21 protein-coding genes are annotated in these 19882 nt (G+C 61.1%); 10 read left to right on the top strand and 11 right to left on the bottom strand.

What is annotated here, in order from left to right; genetic code table 11:
• Window positions 1-134: 134 nt before the first annotated feature.
• The 4 genes from RGAI101_RS16950 to RGAI101_RS16935 all read right to left on the bottom strand — a co-directional run bounded on the left by RGAI101_RS16950 (window position 135) and on the right by RGAI101_RS16935 (window position 3310).
• Window positions 135-1373 (bottom strand): aspartate kinase, encoded by a 1239-nt coding sequence (locus RGAI101_RS16950; RefSeq protein ID WP_008227292.1) that lies wholly within the window; start codon window positions 1371-1373, stop codon window positions 135-137.
• A 228-nt stretch (window positions 1374-1601) separates the two neighbouring features.
• The gene (locus RGAI101_RS16945) at window positions 1602-2246 is read right to left on the bottom strand and encodes an SDR family NAD(P)-dependent oxidoreductase (protein ID WP_008228090.1); all 645 of its coding nucleotides are present in this window, start codon (window positions 2244-2246) and stop codon (window positions 1602-1604) included.
• 50 nt (window positions 2247-2296) lie between these two features.
• Window positions 2297-2761 carry a DUF1178 family protein gene (locus tag RGAI101_RS16940; protein WP_008225891.1) on the bottom strand — a complete coding sequence of 155 codons (465 nt, stop codon included), beginning with the start codon at window positions 2759-2761 and terminating at the stop codon, window positions 2297-2299.
• Window positions 2762-2824: 63 nt separating this feature from the next.
• Window positions 2825-3310: an NUDIX hydrolase gene (locus tag RGAI101_RS16935; RefSeq protein WP_008225792.1), complete on the bottom strand. Its 486-nt coding sequence runs from the start codon at window positions 3308-3310 to the stop codon at window positions 2825-2827.
• 108 nt (window positions 3311-3418) lie between these two features.
• Here RGAI101_RS16935 and modA point away from each other — a divergent pair, with 108 nt between their 5' ends.
• Genes modA through modC form a run of 3 tightly spaced genes read left to right on the top strand, consistent with a single transcriptional unit; the run spans window position 3419 to window position 5918 of the window.
• Complete coding sequence (modA, locus tag RGAI101_RS16930; RefSeq protein ID WP_037229746.1) at window positions 3419-4147, top strand: molybdate ABC transporter substrate-binding protein; 729 nt, start codon at window positions 3419-3421, stop codon at window positions 4145-4147.
• Window positions 4144-4833, top strand: coding sequence for a molybdate ABC transporter permease subunit (gene modB, locus RGAI101_RS16925; RefSeq protein ID WP_008226677.1), 690 nt, complete (start codon window positions 4144-4146; stop codon window positions 4831-4833). The genes modA and modB overlap by 4 nt, the downstream gene beginning before the upstream one ends.
• Window positions 4830-5918, top strand: a complete 1089-nt coding sequence (gene modC / locus RGAI101_RS16920; RefSeq protein WP_008228935.1) for a molybdenum ABC transporter ATP-binding protein — start codon at window positions 4830-4832, stop codon at window positions 5916-5918. The genes modB and modC overlap by 4 nt, the downstream gene beginning before the upstream one ends.
• A 42-nt stretch (window positions 5919-5960) precedes the next feature.
• Here modC and RGAI101_RS16915 read toward each other — a convergent pair whose 3' ends face one another.
• Window positions 5961-6725: an EcsC family protein gene (locus RGAI101_RS16915; RefSeq protein WP_008225112.1), complete on the bottom strand. Its 765-nt coding sequence runs from the start codon at window positions 6723-6725 to the stop codon at window positions 5961-5963.
• 64 nt (window positions 6726-6789) lie between these two features.
• The gene (locus tag RGAI101_RS16910) at window positions 6790-7269 is read right to left on the bottom strand and encodes a GNAT family N-acetyltransferase (protein ID WP_008225579.1); all 480 of its coding nucleotides are present in this window, start codon (window positions 7267-7269) and stop codon (window positions 6790-6792) included.
• A 94-nt stretch (window positions 7270-7363) separates the two neighbouring features.
• Between RGAI101_RS16910 and RGAI101_RS16905 the strand changes: the two genes are divergently transcribed.
• Window positions 7364-7969: a flavin reductase family protein gene (locus tag RGAI101_RS16905; protein ID WP_037228619.1), complete on the top strand. Its 606-nt coding sequence runs from the start codon at window positions 7364-7366 to the stop codon at window positions 7967-7969.
• 63 nt (window positions 7970-8032) lie between these two features.
• Here RGAI101_RS16905 and RGAI101_RS16900 read toward each other — a convergent pair whose 3' ends face one another.
• Window positions 8033-9694 carry a SulP family inorganic anion transporter gene (locus RGAI101_RS16900; RefSeq protein ID WP_008227848.1) on the bottom strand — a complete coding sequence of 554 codons (1662 nt, stop codon included), beginning with the start codon at window positions 9692-9694 and terminating at the stop codon, window positions 8033-8035.
• Window positions 9695-9852: 158 nt separating this feature from the next.
• On the opposite strand from RGAI101_RS16900, the gene RGAI101_RS16895 reads away from it, so the two are divergent.
• Together RGAI101_RS16895 and RGAI101_RS16890 are read left to right on the top strand one after the other, a co-directional pair.
• The gene (locus RGAI101_RS16895) at window positions 9853-10725 is read left to right on the top strand and encodes an S-methyl-5'-thioadenosine phosphorylase (RefSeq protein WP_008227140.1); all 873 of its coding nucleotides are present in this window, start codon (window positions 9853-9855) and stop codon (window positions 10723-10725) included.
• A gap of 127 nt (window positions 10726-10852) precedes the next feature.
• Window positions 10853-11383, top strand: coding sequence for an adenine phosphoribosyltransferase (locus tag RGAI101_RS16890; protein WP_008228154.1), 531 nt, complete (start codon window positions 10853-10855; stop codon window positions 11381-11383).
• Window positions 11384-11447: 64 nt separating this feature from the next.
• Here the strand turns inward: RGAI101_RS16890 and RGAI101_RS16885 are convergent, their stop codons facing one another.
• Both RGAI101_RS16885 and RGAI101_RS16880 read right to left on the bottom strand, forming a co-directional pair.
• Window positions 11448-12869: an FAD-binding oxidoreductase gene (locus RGAI101_RS16885; protein WP_008228572.1), complete on the bottom strand. Its 1422-nt coding sequence runs from the start codon at window positions 12867-12869 to the stop codon at window positions 11448-11450.
• 40 nt (window positions 12870-12909) lie between these two features.
• Window positions 12910-13743, bottom strand: a complete 834-nt coding sequence (locus RGAI101_RS16880) for an MBL fold metallo-hydrolase (protein ID WP_008225361.1) — start codon at window positions 13741-13743, stop codon at window positions 12910-12912.
• A 365-nt stretch (window positions 13744-14108) separates the two neighbouring features.
• Between RGAI101_RS16880 and ugpB the strand changes: the two genes are divergently transcribed.
• From ugpB to RGAI101_RS16860, 4 genes are all read left to right on the top strand, one after another.
• Window positions 14109-15419: a sn-glycerol-3-phosphate ABC transporter substrate-binding protein UgpB gene (gene ugpB / locus RGAI101_RS16875; RefSeq protein WP_037228616.1), complete on the top strand. Its 1311-nt coding sequence runs from the start codon at window positions 14109-14111 to the stop codon at window positions 15417-15419.
• Between the two features lie 75 nt (window positions 15420-15494).
• Window positions 15495-16376: a sn-glycerol-3-phosphate ABC transporter permease UgpA gene (gene ugpA, locus RGAI101_RS16870; protein ID WP_008226503.1), complete on the top strand. Its 882-nt coding sequence runs from the start codon at window positions 15495-15497 to the stop codon at window positions 16374-16376.
• A gap of 32 nt (window positions 16377-16408) precedes the next feature.
• Window positions 16409-17245 (top strand): sn-glycerol-3-phosphate ABC transporter permease UgpE, encoded by an 837-nt coding sequence (gene ugpE, locus RGAI101_RS16865; RefSeq protein ID WP_037229743.1) that lies wholly within the window; start codon window positions 16409-16411, stop codon window positions 17243-17245.
• Between the two features lie 3 nt (window positions 17246-17248).
• Window positions 17249-18304 (top strand): ABC transporter ATP-binding protein, encoded by a 1056-nt coding sequence (locus RGAI101_RS16860; protein ID WP_008227109.1) that lies wholly within the window; start codon window positions 17249-17251, stop codon window positions 18302-18304.
• 156 nt (window positions 18305-18460) lie between these two features.
• Here RGAI101_RS16860 and RGAI101_RS16855 read toward each other — a convergent pair whose 3' ends face one another.
• Together RGAI101_RS16855 and RGAI101_RS16850 are read right to left on the bottom strand one after the other, a co-directional pair.
• A complete protein-coding gene (locus tag RGAI101_RS16855; RefSeq protein ID WP_008226761.1) occupies window positions 18461-19246 on the bottom strand; it encodes an SseB family protein in 786 nt (261 codons plus the stop codon).
• The gene (locus RGAI101_RS16850) at window positions 19239-19826 is read right to left on the bottom strand and encodes a uracil-DNA glycosylase family protein (protein ID WP_008227647.1); all 588 of its coding nucleotides are present in this window, start codon (window positions 19824-19826) and stop codon (window positions 19239-19241) included. The genes RGAI101_RS16855 and RGAI101_RS16850 overlap by 8 nt, the downstream gene beginning before the upstream one ends.
• Between the last annotated feature and the right edge of the window lie 56 nt (window positions 19827-19882).

The raw sequence follows: 19882 nt of genomic DNA, 5'->3' as shown, positions 1-19882 counted from the left end.
CTTAGATCACAGATCCCCGAAAATTGAAATCTCTGATCTGGCCAAGCATTAGCACCGCCGCCCGCATTTAGGAAAGAGGCGTCTCAACTCCGGCGAGAAACATCCGGCGGAAAGCAAGAGGGGCTGCCCGGTCTTCAGGCAGCCTTGTCCAGATCAAAAGCATCATGCAGCGCCTGTACGGCCAGCTCCATGTACTTGCGGTCGATCAGCACGGAAATCTTGATCTCCGATGTGGTGATGACCTTGATGTTGATGCCCTCGTTGGACAGGACCTGGAACATCTTGGCGGCCACACCGGTATGACTGCGCATGCCGATGCCCACGACCGAAACCTTGGCAACGTCGGTATCGGCAATCAGCTCGTGGAAATTGACGCTGCCCGCCGCTTTGGCTTCGTCCATCGCCTTTTCGGCGCGCTTGATCTGGTCGACAGGGCAGGACCACGTCATATCCGTGCGCCCCTCCTCCGAGATATTCTGAACGATCATATCGACATTCACGCCGCCTTCGCTCAGCGCCGTAAAGATCGCCGCGGCAATCCCCGGCCGGTCGGCAACCGACACGAGGGTCATCTTTGCTTCGTCCCGCGAAAATGCGACACCCGATACAACATTGCTTTCCATGATTTCCTCCTCAGCGCAGACCAGCGTTCCAGCTTCGTCCGATTGTTCCTCAAAACTGCTCAGCACGCGCAGCTTGACCCGGTAGCGCATCGCCAATTCAACAGACCGTGTCTGCAGGACTTTCGCCCCAAGCGAGGCAAGTTCAAGCATCTCTTCAAAGGCGATCTTGTCCAGCTTGCGTGCCTTCGACGTGATCCGCGGATCGGTGGTATAGACCCCGTCCACATCTGTATAGATGTCGCACCGCTCGGCGTCGAATGCTGCGGCAAAAGCCACCGCCGTGGTGTCCGACCCGCCGCGGCCCAGCGTGGTGATCCGGCCTTCGGGGCTGACACCCTGAAACCCTGCGACAACCGCAACTCTCATGCCTTCGGCGAACTTGGCCATGATGTTGTCGGACGGGATTTCCTCAATCCGTGCCGATGAATGCGCCGAAGTCGTCTTGACCGGCACCTGCCACCCCTGCCAGCTGCGCGCGGGCACGTCCATTTCCTGCAAGGTCAGCGCCATCAAACCAGCGGTAACGTTTTCGCCGCTTGACACAACCGCATCATATTCACGCGCATCATACAGCGGCGATGTCTCACCGACCCAGCCCACCAATTCATTGGTCTTGCCGGACATGGCCGACACGATCACGATCACATCATAGCCCTTGGACACTTCGACGCCCACCCGCTTGGCCGCGCGGCGGATACGATCCAGTGTGGCCACGGATGTGCCACCAAATTTCATCACCAGAACAGGCATAGGTCCCCCGCTGCAAAACTCCGGCGCGGTTTACGCGCAAGCCGCACCCTTAGCAAGCCCAACCAGCCTGCTGCTTCTCTGGCTTTAAAATATCCTGGGGCCCGGGGCAAAGCCCCGAATCTTGATCACTTGGCAAAGCCCCGAATCCTGACCACTTGGCAAAGCCCGGAGCTTCAACGTCTGGCAAGGCCGCGAGGCCTGACCAGCTGGAACAACCGCGTGCCACGCTCAAAAGGGATGCGCGCGACCGTCCCACGTCTCGAAGCATCCCGTGGTACCCAGATCCAGCGCTGCAAAGCGCGCGGCCAGACCCCTGACCGCCTCGTCCGTCGTGATCGCGGCGGTGCTGCCGCCCATATCGGTCTGCACCCACCCCGGATGATATATTCCCACAGCGATCCCGTCGCCTTTCAGATCCGTCGCAAGGTTGCGCCCCAGATTCAAAACCGCTGCCTTCGACGCGCGGTAGATATAGCTGCCGCCGGGGGCCAGTTCGGACGACGCCATTTGCGACGACATAATCGCAATCTTCGGGGCCTTAGCCCGCCGCAAATGCGGCAAGAGCGCCTGAATGGCCAGAAAGACGCCGGTCACATTGGTCGCGAAGGTTTGCGCCCACAGATCCGCGCCAAAGCCGGTTTCCAGATCGTCGCCCTTGTCCAGATAGACGCCCGCATTGCAGACCAGCAAATCCAGCGCGCGATCGCCAAGGCTTGCCGCCATGGCGCTGTGATCTTCGGGATGGGTCACGTCCAGTTGGATATCGGCCAGCGTCGACCGGCCTGTGCCAAACACCTCGTGACCCTGATCCTTGTAATGCGCCGCCAGTCCTGCGCCGATGCCGCGGGTGGCCCCGGTAATCAAAATCGTCATGGTAAGGTGTTCCTTGTCCGGCTCAGGGCATGCCCTGATCCGCGTGGTTTCTATTGCGTTGATCGTTTCGGCCGGAACGGAAGGGGCATCAGCGGCACGCCTTCCTCAATCAATGCGCGGGCCTGATCCAGACGCGCCTCGCCATAAATCGACCGCTCAGGCGCGTCACCGGCATGCATCGCGCGGGCCTCTTTCACGAAATCCGCCCCGACATAATCAGAGGAGGTCTCGACCTGTTTGCGCAGCGCACTGATCGCTTTTTCAATATCCGTCTGAGGCTTGGACAATACCGGCAGTGTTGCCGCCTCAGTGGTCTTCTTCGCTTCGGTATCCTGCGGTGCGTCGGCCTTATGGGTCGACAGCCGCGGTGCCATGATCGCCTTGCCAACCTGCGCCGACCCGCAGACGACACAGCTTACATGCCCTCCTTGCGCCAGCGCATCAAAGGCCGACGCGGATTTGAACCAGCTTTCAAACCGGTGATCCTGGTCACATTTCAAGGTAAATTTAATCATCGTACCGGCAGCTTGCCCTTTTCCACACCTTTAGGCAATTAAATGGTGTCAAAACAGGCCGCGTCAAGCAGCCCCGTTCTTGTCTGGTGTCACGCCGGCGCGCGGGTCGAAATCGCGGATCAGGCGGCCAAGCTCAGGCTCACTTACCATTTTCATCGCCTTCTTGCGCGACACCCATTTACGTCGACGTTGCCCAGCTTCGGGGAATTTCTTTGCCAAAGCCTTAACCTCGACAGGATAAAGGAGGACCACCACCGGGATGACCTGCTTGTCGGGAAGTGTCTTGTCATAAGAATAAACTCCCAGACATCCGCCCACGGAACGCCCTGTGACGCCAGCTTCTTCCCACGCCTCTTGCAACGCGGCCTTGGCCGGGGTCTGACCATTCATCGGCCACCCCTTGGGCACGATCCAGCGCTTGGACCCGCGTGACGTAATCAATAGAACCTGCACCTTGCCCCGCCTGACGCGATAGCACAGCGCTGCAAATTGCGACCGCACGTCGCCCTTGCGGGCTCCGGGTATCGAAATGGGCAGCTGCTTGATCATATTTGCCTCGGGTCGGGTCATCCATCTATCGGAACAGTTTAGCGCCAGGTCATTCACAACACCAGTGATCCCCTTGCGCGCCCAATGCGCTTGGCGGATAGTGCGGATATGAAGTTCAGACTGGCCATAATCCTCGCCCTTTTCCTGCCCTTTGGCGCACAGGGGCAAACCGCCCCTGTAACGGTTTTTGCCGCCGCCAGCCTGCGCGGCGCGCTGGACGACGTTGCCGCCACCTATGGCGCGGGGGTGGCGTTGTCTTTTGGCGGTTCGGGCACGATGGCGCGGCAGGTTGCGGCGGGGGCCCCGGCAGACGTGATCATTCTGGCCAATCCGGTCTGGATGGGCTGGCTACAGGGCAAGGGTCTGGTCGACACCGCAGCCGCCGTTGACCTTCTGGGCAACAGCCTTGTGGTGATCGCGCCTGCGTCCAGCACCACCACGCCGGACCCCGATCATCTGGTTGCAGCCCTTGATGGCACACGCCTTGCCATGGGGCAGCGTGATGCCGTGCCAGCTGGGATTTACGCGCGTGAGTGGTTGCAGGCGACAGACCAGTGGGATGCCCTGGCCCCCCATCTTGCCGAGACCGACAATGTACGCGCAGCCCTGGCGCTTGTGGCGCGCGGCGAGGTGCCGCTTGGCATCGTTTACCGCACCGATGCATTGGCCGAAGATCAGGTGCGCGTAGTCCATGCCGTGCCAGACGGCTTGCACAGCCCGATCACCTATCCGGCGGCGGCCCTTACAGATGCGGGTCAGGCTTTCCTGACGTATCTGCAAACCCCGGAGGCACTGCGCATCTTTGCCGACCACGGCTTTAGGCCGATCACCCCATGACGCCAGACGCCGCCGCCTGGGATGCGCTGCGCCTGTCGCTTTGGGTGGCCGTCTGGGCCACCGTACTGGTGGTTCCCCTGGCGCTTTGGGTCGCATGGGTGCTGGCGCGGCGCGAGTTCTGGGGCAAGGCACTGCTGAATGCGGCCGTGCATCTGCCGCTGGTGCTGCCCCCCGTCGTGACCGGGTACCTGCTGTTGATGGCCTTCGGACGCACGGCCCCCTTTGGCCGCGCCCTTGAGGCGGTCGGCTTGCAGCTGGCATTTCACTGGTCCGGTGCCGTTCTGGCCGCGATGATCATGGGCTTTCCCTTGATGGTGCGCGCCATGCGGCTTGCAATCGAGGCCGTCGATCCCAAGCTTGAAGAAGCCGCCTCATCGCTTGGTGCCCCGCGCTGGTCAGTCTTTGCCCGCGTCACCCTGCCCCTGATCCTGCCGGGGATACTGGCGGGGACGGTGATGGGCTTTGCCAAGGCAATGGGGGAATTCGGGGCCACGATCACCTTTGTCGCCAACATCCCCGGCCAGACCCAGACCCTGCCCAGTGCGATCTGGTCGGCGCTGCAAATCCCCGGCGGCGAAAGCCAGGCCGTCATCATGGTCGTCATGGCCACTGCCGTGGCGATCAGCGCCGTTCTGCTGTCCGAACTGCTGGCCCGCCGGGTCGCTGCACGGATCGCGGGCACATGACACTGTCGCTGTCCCTGTCCCACCGCTTTGCCGATTTCACGCTCGAGATCGCCCTTGATGCCGGGCCGGGCATCACCGCGCTGTTCGGGCGTTCGGGTGCCGGAAAGACCACCGTCATCAATGCCGTGGGCGGTTTTCTGCGCCCCGATCAAGGCCGGATCGTGGTCGATGACGAGGTCCTGCTGGACACAGACCAAGGCATTTTCGTGCCACCGCACAAGCGCCACTTAGGCACAGTATTTCAGGATGCGCGCCTGTTCCCCCATCTTAGCGTCGCACAGAATTTGATGTTCGGCGCGCGGTACGCCCCAAGGGGCAGCGCCGGTCCGGGATTTGACGATGTGGTCGCTTTGTTGGGTCTTGAAGAGTTGCTTGGCCGTGCGCCTGCGACCCTGTCGGGTGGTCAACGGCAGCGGGTTGCCTTGGGCCGTGCCCTGCTTAGCCATCCACGGATGTTGCTGATGGATGAACCCCTGGCCAGTCTGGACGGCCCCCGCAAACAAGAAATTCTCCCCTTTCTCGAGCGCCTGCGCGACGGCCCGCTTGGCCTGCCGATCCTTTATGTCAGTCACGCGGTTGATGAAATTGCCCGCCTCGCCGATACGCTGGTCCTGATCCAGAATGGCAGCGTTCAGGCCCAAGGACCGCTGTTCGACGTCATGGCAGACCCTGCCGCCGTGCCCTTGCTGGGCGTCCGGGAGGCCGGTGCCGTGATCGAGGCCGACGTGATCGCCCATGGTACCGACGGCATTTCAACGCTCCGGGTCAGCGCCGGAGAGATCGAGCTGCCGGGCGTACAGGCAAGCATTGGCGCACGGGTCCGGTTGCGGGTGCTGGCGCAGGATGTGATCTTGTCATTAAGTCGCCCCAAGGGGCTGAGTTCTGTCAACGTGCTTGCTGTCACGGTTGACACGATCCACCCCGGCGACGGTCCGGGGGCGGCCATTGCCTTGCGCGCAGGGTCGGACAGATTGCTAAGCCGGGTGACCGCACGCGCCGTGGCCGAACTGGGGCTGGTGCCGGGATTGCAATGCTATGCAATCCTGAAGGCCACAACCGTGGCACCGGGCAGCATCGGGCGCTAGCCAATCGTCAGATGCCCGTTGTCGGCGCACCATGACCCCGCCTTAAGAGACGCGCGTGTGCCCGACCTTGAGGCGCAACCGCTCAACCAACTCATCCTGCGGGACATCGGCGTCGATCGCCAGTTTGCGCAGGCCGAAATGCACATGGGCCATGTCCTCGTAGTAGCTGGTATAGGCATAGTTTGTCGCCGCCCCTGCCACCGCCCCCAAAACCGGGACCGCCTGTGCCGCCAGCTTTTGGCCCAACACCACAGCCAGCCGCGGCGCAACCTTGGCAATCACGGCCTGCATGGCCCGCCCGCTGATCGCGATCCGCGCCGACAGAAACCCCAGATCGGCCCCGTCGTCATCTGACAGCGGACCAGAGGCGGAAAACACCTGAATGCAGTCGAACTGCACATTTTCGGCATGAGGGTCAAATCCGTGTTCAACCGCAACCCCCTGGATCACGCGCAACAAAAGCGTCGTGGTCACCGGCAATTCCGCCAGCGCCGTGGGCAGGCCGCCTGCACCGCCCGCCGCCCCCATTGCCGCACTGACCGCCTGATTAAGCCAGCTTTTCTGATCCGGCACCATCGACCGGGTAGAAGTCGCAGCCTTCATCGCCTGCCCCAAGGCCTTGACCGTGGCGGCCTCTAGGTTGTTGCGCACCGCATTCGGCAGCTTGTCGATCAGCCCTTCGGCACTGCCACCGATAACGTTCAAGACATTGATGCCCACGCCGCCTGCGCCCTTATAGCGCCGGGCGATCTGGTCCAGCCGTGCTTCGACGTCAATGACGGTGGGGAGGTTGCTTTCGATTTGCATAGAGATGCCCTTTGGACTGTTCCAACAGGATGTGGGGGGCGCAGGGGCCAGTTTCAATGTGGCGTCAGGGCAACCATGACGTCACATCGCCCGCGATACCCAGCCACGCATCGGGAACAAGGTCGCGCCCCAAGACCCGCGCCGGGTTCGTGGGCGGCGGCATGACGACATCCGACAGCAAGCTGAATCCGAAACGCTCGTAATAGGGTGCATCCCCCACCAGCATGACCCGCGCCCAACCCAAGGGGGCGGCGTGAACCAGGCTGTCTTCGATCAACAGCCCGCCCAGTCCCTCGCCCTGTCGGGTCGGATGGACAGCGACCGGCCCCAGCAATAACGCTTCGGCTGTGCCGATCCGCACGGGCCAATAGCGGATCGCGCCGGCCAGAATACCGTCCGCATCCCGCGCCACATGGCTTAGGCCTGCGACGGGCGGCACCCCGTCGCGCAAGCGGTAGGACGACAACGCCTCGCGGCCTGGCGCAAAACAGGTGTCATATAGCGCTTCGACCTCCCAATGGTCCTCTGCGCGCTCTGGTTTCATCTGATACAAGGGGGGTGCGGCCTGTCTGAGTATTTGTGGTGGCAAAGCCCTTAACATGGCGCTAGCCATGGGTGCAAATCAAGAGGAGAGATTGATGTTCTACCGCCCGAAAGATGGCCATTCGCTGCCCCATAATCCGTTCAATGCCATCGTGACACCCCGCCCCATCGGCTGGATCTCGACACGCGATGCCCAAGGCCGCGACAACCTTGCGCCCTATTCCTTCTTCAACGGTGTGGCGTATGTTCCGCCCCAGGTCATGTTCGCATCCACGGGCACAAAGGCCGATGTGGACGGGACCAAGGACAGCATGGCGAACATCCGCGAAACCGGGGTTTTCTGCGTCAATATCGTGGAATACGCGATGCGCGATGCGATGAATGCATCATCGGCCACCTTGCCCCATGGTACCGATGAGTTCGGCCATGCAGGCATCGAAAAAGCCGAGTGCGACGAGATCGCGTGCCCCCGCGTTGCCAACGCCCCGGCCAGTCTGGAATGCCGGATGACGCAGATGGTCAAGATCGAGGGCGAAAGCAACTATGTGGTTTTCGGCGAAGTCGTCGGCGTGCATATGCGCGACGATTGCATCAAGGACGGGCGGTTTGACGTGACCACCTACCAGCCGCTGTCGCGCCTGGGCTATCGCGACTACACCCGCATCACGGATGTGTTCGAAATCATCCGCCCCGACGACTGAGGCGCTGCCCGGAATTTGCGAAAATTCCGGGCCGTTTTCCTTGCAGAAAACGGCCCGGCCTTCCTAATGGCCGCCTAGAATACCTGTGCGCACCTGATAATTGACCGCGATCTGATATTCCGGATCATCATCGCTGTCGATCATCAGGTGGCCTGCCTTTGTCAGCAACCGGTGGCAATCCCGGCTCAGGTGGCGCAGTTGCACACGTTTGCCGGCATCCTGGTATTTCCCCGCGATTGTCTCGATCGCCTGCAAGGCGGATTGGTCAACCACCCGGCTGTCCGCGAAATCGACGATCACCTCACTGGGGTCCTCGCTTACGTTGAAAAGCTCGAAGAACCCTTCGGATGATCCAAAGAACAGCGGGCCTTGCACCTGATAGACCTTTGCACCTTCGGGCGTCAGGTAAGTCTTGGCATGGATGCGCCGCGCGTTGTTCCATGCATAGGCCAAGGCCGACACGATCACGCCCACGACCACCGCAACGGCAAGGTCTTCATAGACCGTGACGACAGTGACCAGCAAAATCACGAACGCATCCATCAGCGGCACCTTGCGCAGGATCGTCAGCGAGTTCCAGGCAAACGTCCCGATCACCACCATGAACATCACGCCGACAAGCGCTGCCAGCGGGATCTGTTCGATCAGGGGGGACCCCACAAGAATGAACAGCAACAGAAAGATGGCCGCAGCGATCCCTGCCACACGGGTCCGACCGCCCGATTTCACGTTGATCATCGACTGGCCGATCATGGCGCAGCCGCCCATACCGCCAAAGAATCCCGTGACCGTGTTGGCGACACCCTGGGCGATACATTCCTGACTGGCCCCGCCCCGCGTATTCGTCAGATCGCTGACCAGGTTCAGTGTCAGCAGCGATTCGATCAAACCGATCGCGGCCAGGATCACCGCATAGGGAAGAATGATATAAAGGGTCTCGAGGGTGAAGGGCGCAAGTGCGGTTCCGTACAGCCCTAGCCCTTCGCCGAACGGCATGTGCGGCATCGGCAATCCCCCTTCGATCGAGGCAAGGTCGCCCACGCGGGGCACGTTCATGCCCGTCGCGATCACGAGGATGGCCACGATCCCGATGCCCGCCAGAGGGGCCGGTATCGCCTTGGTGATACGCGGCGTTACCCAGATGATCGCCATGGTTACGGCCACCAGCGCCAGCATCAGCATCAGCGGTTGCCCTGACAGCCATTCCCCTCCGGACATGCCATGCCCCGTGTCAACCATCGACCCCGGCACCTTGAACTGGCCCATCTGTGCCAGGAAAATAACGATCGCAAGGCCATTCACAAAGCCCAGCATCACCGGATGCGGTACAAGCCGCATGAATTTGCCCCATTGCATGAGGCCGAAAAAGATCTGGAACAGCCCCATCAAGACGACCGTCGCGAACAGATATTCAACACCGTGCTGCGAGACCAAGGCCACCATCACGACCGCCAGGGCCCCCGTCGCCCCCGAGATCATGCCCGGCCGCCCCCCGATCAGGGCCGTGATCAGGCCGACCAGAAACGCCGCATAAAGACCGACCAGCGGGTGCACACCGGCGACAAAGGCAAACGCCACCGCTTCGGGCACCAGGGCCAGCGCCACGGTCAGCCCCGACAGCAGTTCAATCCGCAAACGCGCCGGTGAAAACCCCTCGCCCGGCATCCAGCGCAGGTCGGTGACGTCAAGATTCTTGGTAAAGCTGCGGAATGTGGTGCGCGCCATGGGGCATCCTTCGTATCAAACGGTCGGGGAATCTTTTGCGCTCCCTAGAGCAAAGCACGCCAGATTGAAAGCGGGGCAGGACGTAGGGACCCTGATTGAGGCTTTTCATCACAGCCAGCCTTGCTACTGTGCGCGCAAATCAATCCAGAGGCATTCCCATGACACACACCAAAATCGCCGTGATCGGCGGCTCGGGCATCTATGAGATCGACGGGCTTGAAGGCGCGAAATGGCAGACCGTGGACACCCCGTGGGGCAAGCCGTCGGACGCGATCCTGACCGGCACGCTGGACGGCATCGAGATGGCATTCCTGCCCCGTCACGGGCGGGGCCATGTCCATGCACCGTCCACCGTGCCCTACCGCGCCAACATCGACGCGCTCAAGCGGCTGGGATGCACCGACGTGATCAGCATGTCGGCCTGCGGGTCGTTTCGCGAGGCGATGGCCCCGGGCGATTTCGTGATCGTCGACCAGTTCATCGACCGGACCTTTGCCCGCGAGAAATCCTTTTTCGGCACCGGCTGCGTGGCCCATGTGAGCGTTACCCACCCAACCTGTCCGCGCCTGGGCGACGCCTGCGAAACGGCTGCCAAAGACGCGGGCATCACCGTCCACCGTGGCGGCACCTATCTGGCGATGGAGGGCCCACAGTTTTCAACCTTGGCGGAATCAAAGATGTACCGGGAAAGCTGGGGCGCAGATGTGATCGGCATGACCAACATGCCCGAGGCCAAGCTCGCCCGCGAGGCGGAGCTGTGCTACGCGTCGGTTGCAATGATTACGGATTATGATAGCTGGCATCCGGATCACGGGGAGGTTGACGTCACTGAAATCATTCGGATTCTGACCGGCAACGCAGACAAGGGCCGCGATTTGGTCAAACGCCTCCCTGCCTTGCTTGGCGCGGCGCGGCACGATTGCCCCCATGGCTGTGACAAGGCGCTGGAGTTCGCAATTTTGACACGGCCTGAGGCCCGCGATCCCGCGTTGGTGGCAAAGCTTGATGCGGTCGCGGGACGTGTCTTGTGAAGCAGGTCGGGGATTGGCGTATAGTCGCGGACCTGGTGAGTTTGGCACCCCGTGTGCATGAGTATTTGTAAAAGGGTGAAGGGGAAAAAGCGTTTCTTTTCATTCACATCGTAATCAGGAGAGCCAAATGAAACAGGTTCAGGACTATATTCGCACAATCGTCGACTTCCCCCATGAGGGGATCATGTTTCGCGATGTGACCACGCTGTTTGCCGATCCGCGCGGGTTTCGCATGGCGATTGACCAGATGCTGCACCCCTATGCCGGCATCGACATCGACAAGGTTGTCGGGCTGGAAGCGCGGGGGTTCATTCTGGGCGGTGCGATTGCGCATCAGCTTTCCGTCGGCTTCGTGCCGATCCGCAAGAAGGGCAAGCTGCCGGGCCGGACGATTTCACAGGAATATACGCTGGAATATGGCGAGGCGATCGTCGAAATACACGAGGACGCCATTCAGCCCGGCGAGCGGATCCTGGTTGTGGATGATCTGTTGGCGACCGGCGGGACAGCGGAAGCCGGCATTAAGCTGATCGAGCGGTTGGGCGGCGAGATCGTGTCTTGTGCGTTTATCATCGACCTGCCCGAGCTTGGAGGGCGCAAACGGCTGGAAGCGATGGGAATGGAAGTGAACGCGCTGTGTTCATTCGACGGGATTTAAAGGGGGCGCTGCCCCCCGCCCTTGGGGAACGTCCCCCGGGATATTTTCAAGCCAGAGAAGCCGTTTAGCCGGGGGCGGGCAGGATCGCGCCGGGGTTCATGATGCCGTTCGGATCGAGCGCGGCCTTGATTGCGCGGATTGCCGAGAGTTTCGCAGGATCGCTGTAGCGTTCGAGGTCATCAACCTTGAGGCGGCCGATGCCGTGTTCGGCGCTGACGGATCCGCCCATGGCGTGGGTCAGGTCGTGAATGCAGGTCTTGATCCTATCCCGCTCGGTCAGATGGTCCTGGCGGGATTTGCCGTGGGCCGGGAAGATGTTGTAATGCAGGTTCCCGTCGCCGACATGGCCAAAGCAGTTGATGCGGAAATCGCCCAAGCCAGCGATTTTTTCGCCCGCTTGCGCGATGAAATCGGGAATCGCGCCCAGCGGGACCGAAATATCGTGGCTGGAAACGGAGCCGATCTTCCGGTTGGCATGGGGAATGTTTTCGCGGATCGCCCAGAAATCATCGGCTTGTTGCTGGCTTTGCGCGATCAGGCCGTCGGTGACCAGATCGGCTTCGAGGGCTGCTTCGAACAGTTTTTCAAGCGATGCCGCCGGGTCCAGATCACCGCTGAGGCCCAGTTCGATCAAAACGCACCAAGCGGGCGGCGTGGCAAAGGGTTGGCGGACTTCGGGCATGGTTTCTGCCAGAAAGTCGAAGCCCATCTTGTTCATGATCTCGAATGCACTGACCATTTCGCCCAGTTGGTCGCGTGCCAGTGACAGAAGTTTCAGGGCCGCAGCGGGGGACGGCACAACCAGAAGCGCCGTGCCCGATTGCGTCGGACGCGGGAACAGCTTGAGCGCTGCCGCCGTGATCACCCCCAACGTGCCTTCGGCACCGATCAGCAGGTGGCGCAGGTCATAGCCCGTGTTGTTCTTACGCAACCGCGTCAGCCCGTGCCAGATCTGGCCGTCGGGCAAAACCGCCTCGAGACCGAGACACAGATCGCGCGCATTGCCATAGCGCAGCACGCCCGTCCCGCCAGCGTTTGTCGCCAGATTGCCCCCGATACGCGCCGACCCCTGGGCGGCCAAGCTTAGCGGGAACAGCCGCCCCGCCTGTTCGGCCGCATCTTGGACGTCTGACAGGATCACGCCTGCTTCGGCCACCAGCACGTTTTCATCAGGATAGACGGCGCGGATCTTGTTCATGCGTTCCAGCGACAGGATCAACGGTGCAGGCCCTTTTTCGGCCACCTGCCCGCCCACCAGTCCGGTACCGCCACCATAAGGGATCACACCCACCCGTGCCGCATTGGCGTGGCGGATCAGGGTCGATACTTCTTGCACATCGCGGGGCAGCGCAAGGATCGCCGATTGACCCGCGTAAAGACCGCGCGGTTCTTCAAGATAGCGCGGCTCGACCGGGCGGAACACATCGGATGGAAGATCGGCGCGCAAGGCGGCTTCGAAGGCGGGATCGGCGGGATTCAATTTCATGGGCCATTGATCGCGCCAAGTCCTGCCGCTTGCAAGCCGCTTAATCGTCGCTGCGCAAATATTGCGGGCGCAGGACCATGATCGTGGGCCGCGAGGGCAGCCTGTCCAAAGAGACATCCAGCGACGGGCCTTCGACATTGATCACCGTAAAGTCGTCGGCCATGCCGGTGAGAAATTCATCCAACCCGAAGTCGGAGAACCAGTGCATCGGGATCACGATCGACGATTTCAGCCGTTTCAGAACGCGAATCATCGACGGCTGGTCCAGCGTATAGCCGCCATCCACGGGGGCCATCACAACGTCCAGACGTCCGATGGCGGCGTATTGCGCGGCATCGGGTTCATGGTGCAGATGCCCCAGATGACCGATGCACAGGCCTGCCATCTCGAAGATGAAGATCGAATTGCCTTCGACCTCTACCCCTGAAAAATCCGAGCGAATATCGGTCGAGACATTGCGCACCAGCACCTCGCCCAGATCAAGGTTATGGTCTATGCCAAGGCCGAATTCCCCCCACCCGGGCAGCACATGCGGGATCGCAGGATCGGGCGCAGCCGTAAAGTGGCTGCCGTGGGCCTTGTTCATCGTGACCACATCGGGGATCATCGGCAGCGTGCCCGTGAAGCCGGTGAAATCCGTGACCATGTTCAGCCCGCCATGGCTGCGGATCAGGAAACTGGCGTGCGCGATGTAATGCAGGTGAGCCGTGTCCGGCGCGACCTGCGGCAGGCTGGCAAGGGTGAGATACGTTATTCCAGGCGTGGCATCGGCCAAGGCGATGCAATGGCTGGGCTGGCGGGTTTGGACCTGCGCCTGGGCCTTGGGGGCGATCGGGACCAGCAGGGACAGGGCTGTGATGAGACGCAGCAACATGAGCAAACCTCCTTTTGTCTGGAAAAGAATACCGCAAAAAGGGCGTTTGTCGTTAGGCGTTATGCCGCATCGGGTGACGAAAGCTGAGCCCGCTTTTGACGATGTCCCGCGCATGGGGCGGCACCTGTAATCTGTCAAAGGGCTTCGGATACTACCCTGAGTCGCAGACAGTATGACAATGCGGACTGCCACTGCGAAGCCCTGTCAGAGCCCTAACCAAATGAAAAAATTCGCTTTTCCGGACCGAACCGCAGCCTTGAATTTTAATACGCCCCGTGTATCGTCACGAGGTCAATCATAAGGTTCGGGGGCTGTTCCCAAGAGACCAAGAAGACACCGCACCGTTTTGGTGCATGGGAGGAACTATGAAAAAGTCAATTTTCGGCGCTTTAGCCGTATCTACAATGCTGTCGCCAGTCGCGGCGATGGCCGAGACCGAAGTGCAATTCTGGCATGCTTTCACGGGTCGTCTTGGCGAATTGGTCAAGGCGCAAGTTGAAGATTTCAACGCAAGCCAAAGCGAATATACTGTCGTGGAAAGCCACAAAGGCAATTACTCTGAGACCCTGAACGCAGGCATCGCGGCATTTCGTGCTGGCGAACAGCCCCATATCCTGATGGTGTTCGAAGTCGGCACCGCCACGATGATGGCCGCTGCCGGTGCCGTACGCCCCGTGTTCGAGGTCATGGCCCAAAGCGGCGCGACATTCGATCCTGATGCCTATATCGGATCGGTCAAAGGATATTACACGTCCACGAACGGCGATATGCTGTCGCTGCCCTTCAATTCGTCCACACCGGTTTTGTGGGTGAACCGCGATGCGATGGCCGCCGCCGGGGTCGACCCCGATACGGACCTGTCCACATGGCAGAACGTCGGCGCGGCGCTGGACGCGCTGAAGGCGGGCGGCGAAGAATGCCCGCTTGTGACCGCATGGCAAAGCTGGATCCACCTCGAAAATCTGTCAGCCTATCATGACGTACCGTTTGCCTCGAAGGACAACGGATTTGCCGGGCTGGACACCGAAATGATGCTGAACGGCGAGGCGCAGGTCGCACACCTGGCGGCGATGGGCCAATGGGCGAAGGATGGCAAGTTCATCTACACAGGCCGTCGCAATGAGGGCGGTGCGAACTTCCGCGCCGGGGATTGCGCGCTGTTCACCGAAAGCTCTGCCGGGTACGCGGGCATCAAATCCGAAGCCAAGTTCGACTTTGACGTGCGCCCGCTGCCCTACTGGGAAGGCGTCGGCAACAGCCCGCAGAACACCATCATCGGCGGGGCATCCTTGTGGGTCATGGAAGGCCATGAAGAGGCGGAATACAAAGGCGTCGGTGAATTCCTGAGCTTCCTGTCGTCGTCGGACGTGCAGGCCCAATGGCATCAGGATACCGGCTATCTGCCGATCACGACCGCAGCCGGCGAAGCCACGCGCGCGTCCGGATTTTATGACGCGAACCCCGGCACGGACGTGGCTGTGATCCAGATGACCACCAACGAACCGACGGCCAATTCCAAGGGTCTGCGCCTTGGGTCCTTCGATCAGATCCGCGGGATCATCGACGAAGAGCTGGAGGGCATCTGGTCCGGTGACAAGACTGCCCAGGAAGCGATGGACAGTGCGAAGGAACGGGGCGACGCCTTGCTGCGCCGCTTCGAGGCCGCCAACCGCTAAGCGAACAGCACAAAGAAGGCAGGCCCGATGCTGGGCCTGCCTTTCACGCGCGGATAACGAACAAGGGGCACAGACATGGAAAAACGCGTCACGTTTCGTGGCTGGTTGCTGCCGATGCTTCTGATCGCCCCTCAGGTCGTGATTTCGGCGGTGTTCTTTTTCTATCCGGCAGGACAGGCGATCTGGCAGTCGCTCTTCATCCCCGATCCTTTCGGATTGTCGTCGCAATATGTCGGCTTGGGCAACTTTGAATATCTGCTGGGCGACAGATTCTACCGCGCCTCCTTCGTGACGACAGCGGTGTTTTCAATCCTCGTAACGCTGTGTTCGATGATCCCCGCGCTGTTTCTGGCCGTCATGGCCGACCGGCTGATCAAAGGGTCTGGCGTGTACCGCACCATGTTGATCTGGCCCTATGCGGTGGCCCCGGCGATTGCCGGTGTGCTGTGGCTTTTCATGTTCAACACCCGCGTCGGCGTGGTGTCGTGGTATCTGGGCACCCTTGGCTATGACTGGAACCATGTCCTGAACGGAGGCGAGGCAATGGGCCTTGTGGTGGTCGCGTCTTCCTGGGGGCGGATCAGCTATAACTTTCTGTTCTTCTTCGCAGCCTTGCAGGCCGTGCCGCGTTCGGTGATCGAAGCCGCCGCGATCGACGGTGCCCGTTTCTGGCGGCGATTCTGGACGATCGTGCTGCCGCTTTTGTCTCCCACCACGTTCTTCCTACTGGTGGTAAACGTGGTCTATGCCTTTTTCGAGACCTTCGGCGTGATCCACACGATCACGTCCGGCGGGCCGCAGCAATCCACGACGATCCTGGTCTACAAGGTCTTCTCCGACGGATTTGTGGGACAGGACCTCGGGTCGTCCTCGGCGCAATCGGTGATCTTGCTGTTCGTCGTGGGCGTGCTGACCATCGTCCAGTTCAAGTTCGTCGAAAAGCGGGTGCATTACTGATGGCTTTTTTCAAAACCGGCGACACGCACGGGATGGTCGAAAAGCGCGGCGCAGGCCTGTGGCTGACCCATGTCGTGATGATACTGGGCGTGCTGGTGATCTTCTTTCCGATCTGGCTGGCCTTTGTCGCGTCGACCGTCACCCAGCCCGAAATCGTCAGACCGCCGATGCCACTGTGGCCCGGGGACCAGTTCCTTGAAAACTATTCGAAGGCGCTGTTTTCCGGCGTGAACGTGCCCGTGACAACGATGCTGTTCAACAGCCTCGTGATGGCGATCGGCATTGCCGTCGGCAAGATCGTCATCTCGCTGCTGTCTGCCTTTGCCATCGTCTATTTCCGGTTTCCCGGCAAAATCCTGTTTTTCTGGATGATCTTTCTGACGCTGATGCTCCCCGTCGAGGTGCGCATCGTGCCCACCTACGAGGTCGTCGCAGGGTTTGGCATGCTCAACAGCTATGGCGGGCTGATCATGCCGCTGATTGCATCGGCCACCGCCACGTTCCTGTTCCGCCAGTTCTTCCTGACCATACCCGACGAACTGGCCGAGGCCGCCCGCGTGGACGGTGCCAGCCCAATGCAGTTCTTCTGGGATATCGTCGTCCCGATGAGCCGCACGAACGTGGCCGCCCTGTTCGTGATCCTGTTCATCTACGGATGGAACCAGTACCTCTGGCCGCTGCTGATCACCACCGACCCTGAAATGAACACCATCGTGATGGGCATCAGACAGATGTTTCCGTCGGGCGATGATGTGGCGGAATGGCCGGTAATCATGGCCACGTCGATCCTTGCGATGATCCCTCCGGTGATCGTCGTGGTCAGCATGCAACGGCTGTTTATCCGCGGCCTTGTCGATAGCGAGAAATAACATATGGCAACGGTTTCCCTGCGGGACGTCAAGAAAAGCTTTGGTGCGACAGACGTGATCCATGGCATCAGCACCGACATCGAAGACGGCGAATTCATCGTCATCGTCGGCCCTTCGGGCTGCGGTAAATCAACCTTGTTGCGCATGGTCGCAGGGCTGGAAACCGTATCGGCGGGCGACGTGTTCATCGGCGGGCAGCGGGCAAACGACAAGGAACCGATGGACCGCGACATCGCGATGGTGTTCCAGAATTACGCCCTTTACCCGCACATGTCGGTGCGCGAGAACATGGGCTACGGGCTGAAGATCGCGCGGCTGCCCAAGAACGAGATCAACGCCAAGGTCATCGCGGCGGCACGGCTGCTGCAACTTGAACCCCTGCTGGATCGCAAACCAAGGCAGTTGTCCGGCGGCCAGCGGCAACGTGTGGCGATGGGCCGTGCCATCGTGCGCGAACCGGCGGTGTTCCTGTTCGACGAACCACTGTCCAACCTTGATGCAAAACTGCGGGTGCAAATGCGGCTCGAGATAAAGGAACTGCAATCCAAACTTGGGATCACAGCGCTTTACGTGACCCATGACCAGGTCGAAGCCATGACGATGGCGGACCGCATGATCGTGATGAACGCGGGCGTGGCGGAACAGATCGGCACGCCTCTCGAAGTCTACGAGACGCCGCGCACGTTGTTCGCCGCCCAGTTCATCGGCAGCCCCGCGATGAATATCGTCGACGCGCATGTGCAGGGCGGGCACGTCCTGTTGGGCGGTATCCCGGTGGCTCCGGCCGTCGGCAGCGATGGCCCCGTCAAACTGGGCATCAGACCGGAGCACCTGCATTTTGACGACAACGGTCCAATTTCCGTGACCGTTCAAATGGCGGAACCGCTGGGCGCGAACACTTTGCTGCACGGCAAGTTGTCAGGCTCGTCAGAGCCGTTCACTGCCAGCATGCAAGGCGTGCATCTGCTGACACCTGACACCCGCGAATTGCGCTTCGCGATAGACCCCGGCAAAGCCCACCTGTTCGATGCAGCATCCGGTTTGCGCCGCACGGCATAACGGTCGTCCAGCCTTCCAAACGTCTTTCAGCCCTGCCAGGCGGTTTACGATCGCTTTTTACATATAATCTGACAAAACCCAGGAAGCGCGCGGCGCAAATCATCTGTCCACGATCACTCCCCTCGCCAAACCAAGTGCCACCGCCTTTCGACGGCCTTATCGCAAAATCGGCGGCTTAGACGGATCAGAGCCGGGAGCCTCCATCCGAGGGGTCTTTTGCAGCGCCTCCATCTGCGGCAGATCGAACCGCAGACCGACCTTCGACAGTTTTTCGACCGTCGGATCGGAGGGCGCAAAGAAACCCACGTCCATGGCACCGGCCTCGATCCCCGAAAATGTCAACGCCTCGGAGGCGGCGCGCACCAAGGCGTCTTGCGCCCGTGGAATGGCACCGACGAACCCCAGCAGATGCCCGCGCCCGCCGCCCGCGTATTCGACGCCCACAAGCCACGCGCCAGCCGCCATGCCCGTGGCGGTGGCCAGCTTGGCATCAATCGCGGCGATCAATATTTCGGGCAGGCCTTTGGGCGGGATCACACGGTCGATCTTCGCCTCCACCTCGCCCGGGGCGTGGGCCAGCGTGTCGCGCAGCCATGCCACCGCGCTGTCCGGCAGCAAGATCGCCGATGGCGCGACGTTCACGTTCACGGCCATGCCAAGGGGCTGGCCCTCAAGCATCCCCGCGATCGCGCGACCGGACAGGGCGACATAAGGGGCCGCATGGCCGACATAGGCCGCCAGCCGTTCGATCCGGTCAAAAACCAGCACATAGGCGTCGTCCAGCAAGACGGGGCTGACCTGATCGGCGTCAGGCTCGTCCTCGAGCAGCAAGAACAATTCCACATCCGCCATACGCTCGTAAAACCGCAGGCGGGCGGCATCGTCGGTCTCGTCCGCCATCATGGCGGCATGGGCAACATCAAAGGGGGTCTGGTCAGTCATGCATCACATCCTTTACGGCGGCGCGCAGCCGGGGAAGCACGTCTTCCTCGAACCACGGATTTTTCTTGAGCCAAGCGGTATTGCGCCAAGACGGATGTGGCAAGGCAAAGACGCCCGGCGGATGGTCGCGCCAGTCGGCGACAGCGCGGGTCACCGTGGTGAAATCCGGCAAATGATACCGCATGGCGTGCCCCCCGATCAGGATTGTCAGGCGGATATCGGGGACCGTCGCCAATGCCCCTGTCCGCCAGGTTCTGGCGCAGACAGGCGGCGGTGGCAGATCGCTGCTTTTCGTATCGTAGCCCGGAAAACAGAACGCCATCGGGATGATCGCCACGCGGGACCGGTCGTAGAACGCTGCTTCGTCAAGGCCCAGCCAGTCGCGCAGCCGCTTCCCCGATTGATCCCAGAAGGGTGTGTTGGCTTCATGCACCCGCAGCCCGGGTGCCTGAGACGCGATCAGCAACCGTGCGCCGGGTTGGAACCAGACCACCGGGTTCGGGCGATGCGCCGTCGCCGTGGCGGCAAAACGGTCGGCGCAAAGGGTACAGGCCTGCAAGCGGTCGCGGATATCGGTCATGGCAGTCAGATAGGCGGCACCACGCCGGTTTCAAACAGGTGACGGATATATATTTC

The organism is Roseobacter sp. GAI101, from assembly GCF_000156335.1.
Classification (GTDB): Bacteria; Pseudomonadota; Alphaproteobacteria; order Rhodobacterales; family Rhodobacteraceae; genus Sulfitobacter.
Note: the sequence above shows the minus strand (reverse complement) of the source record. Positions and strands in the feature narration are given on the sequence as shown.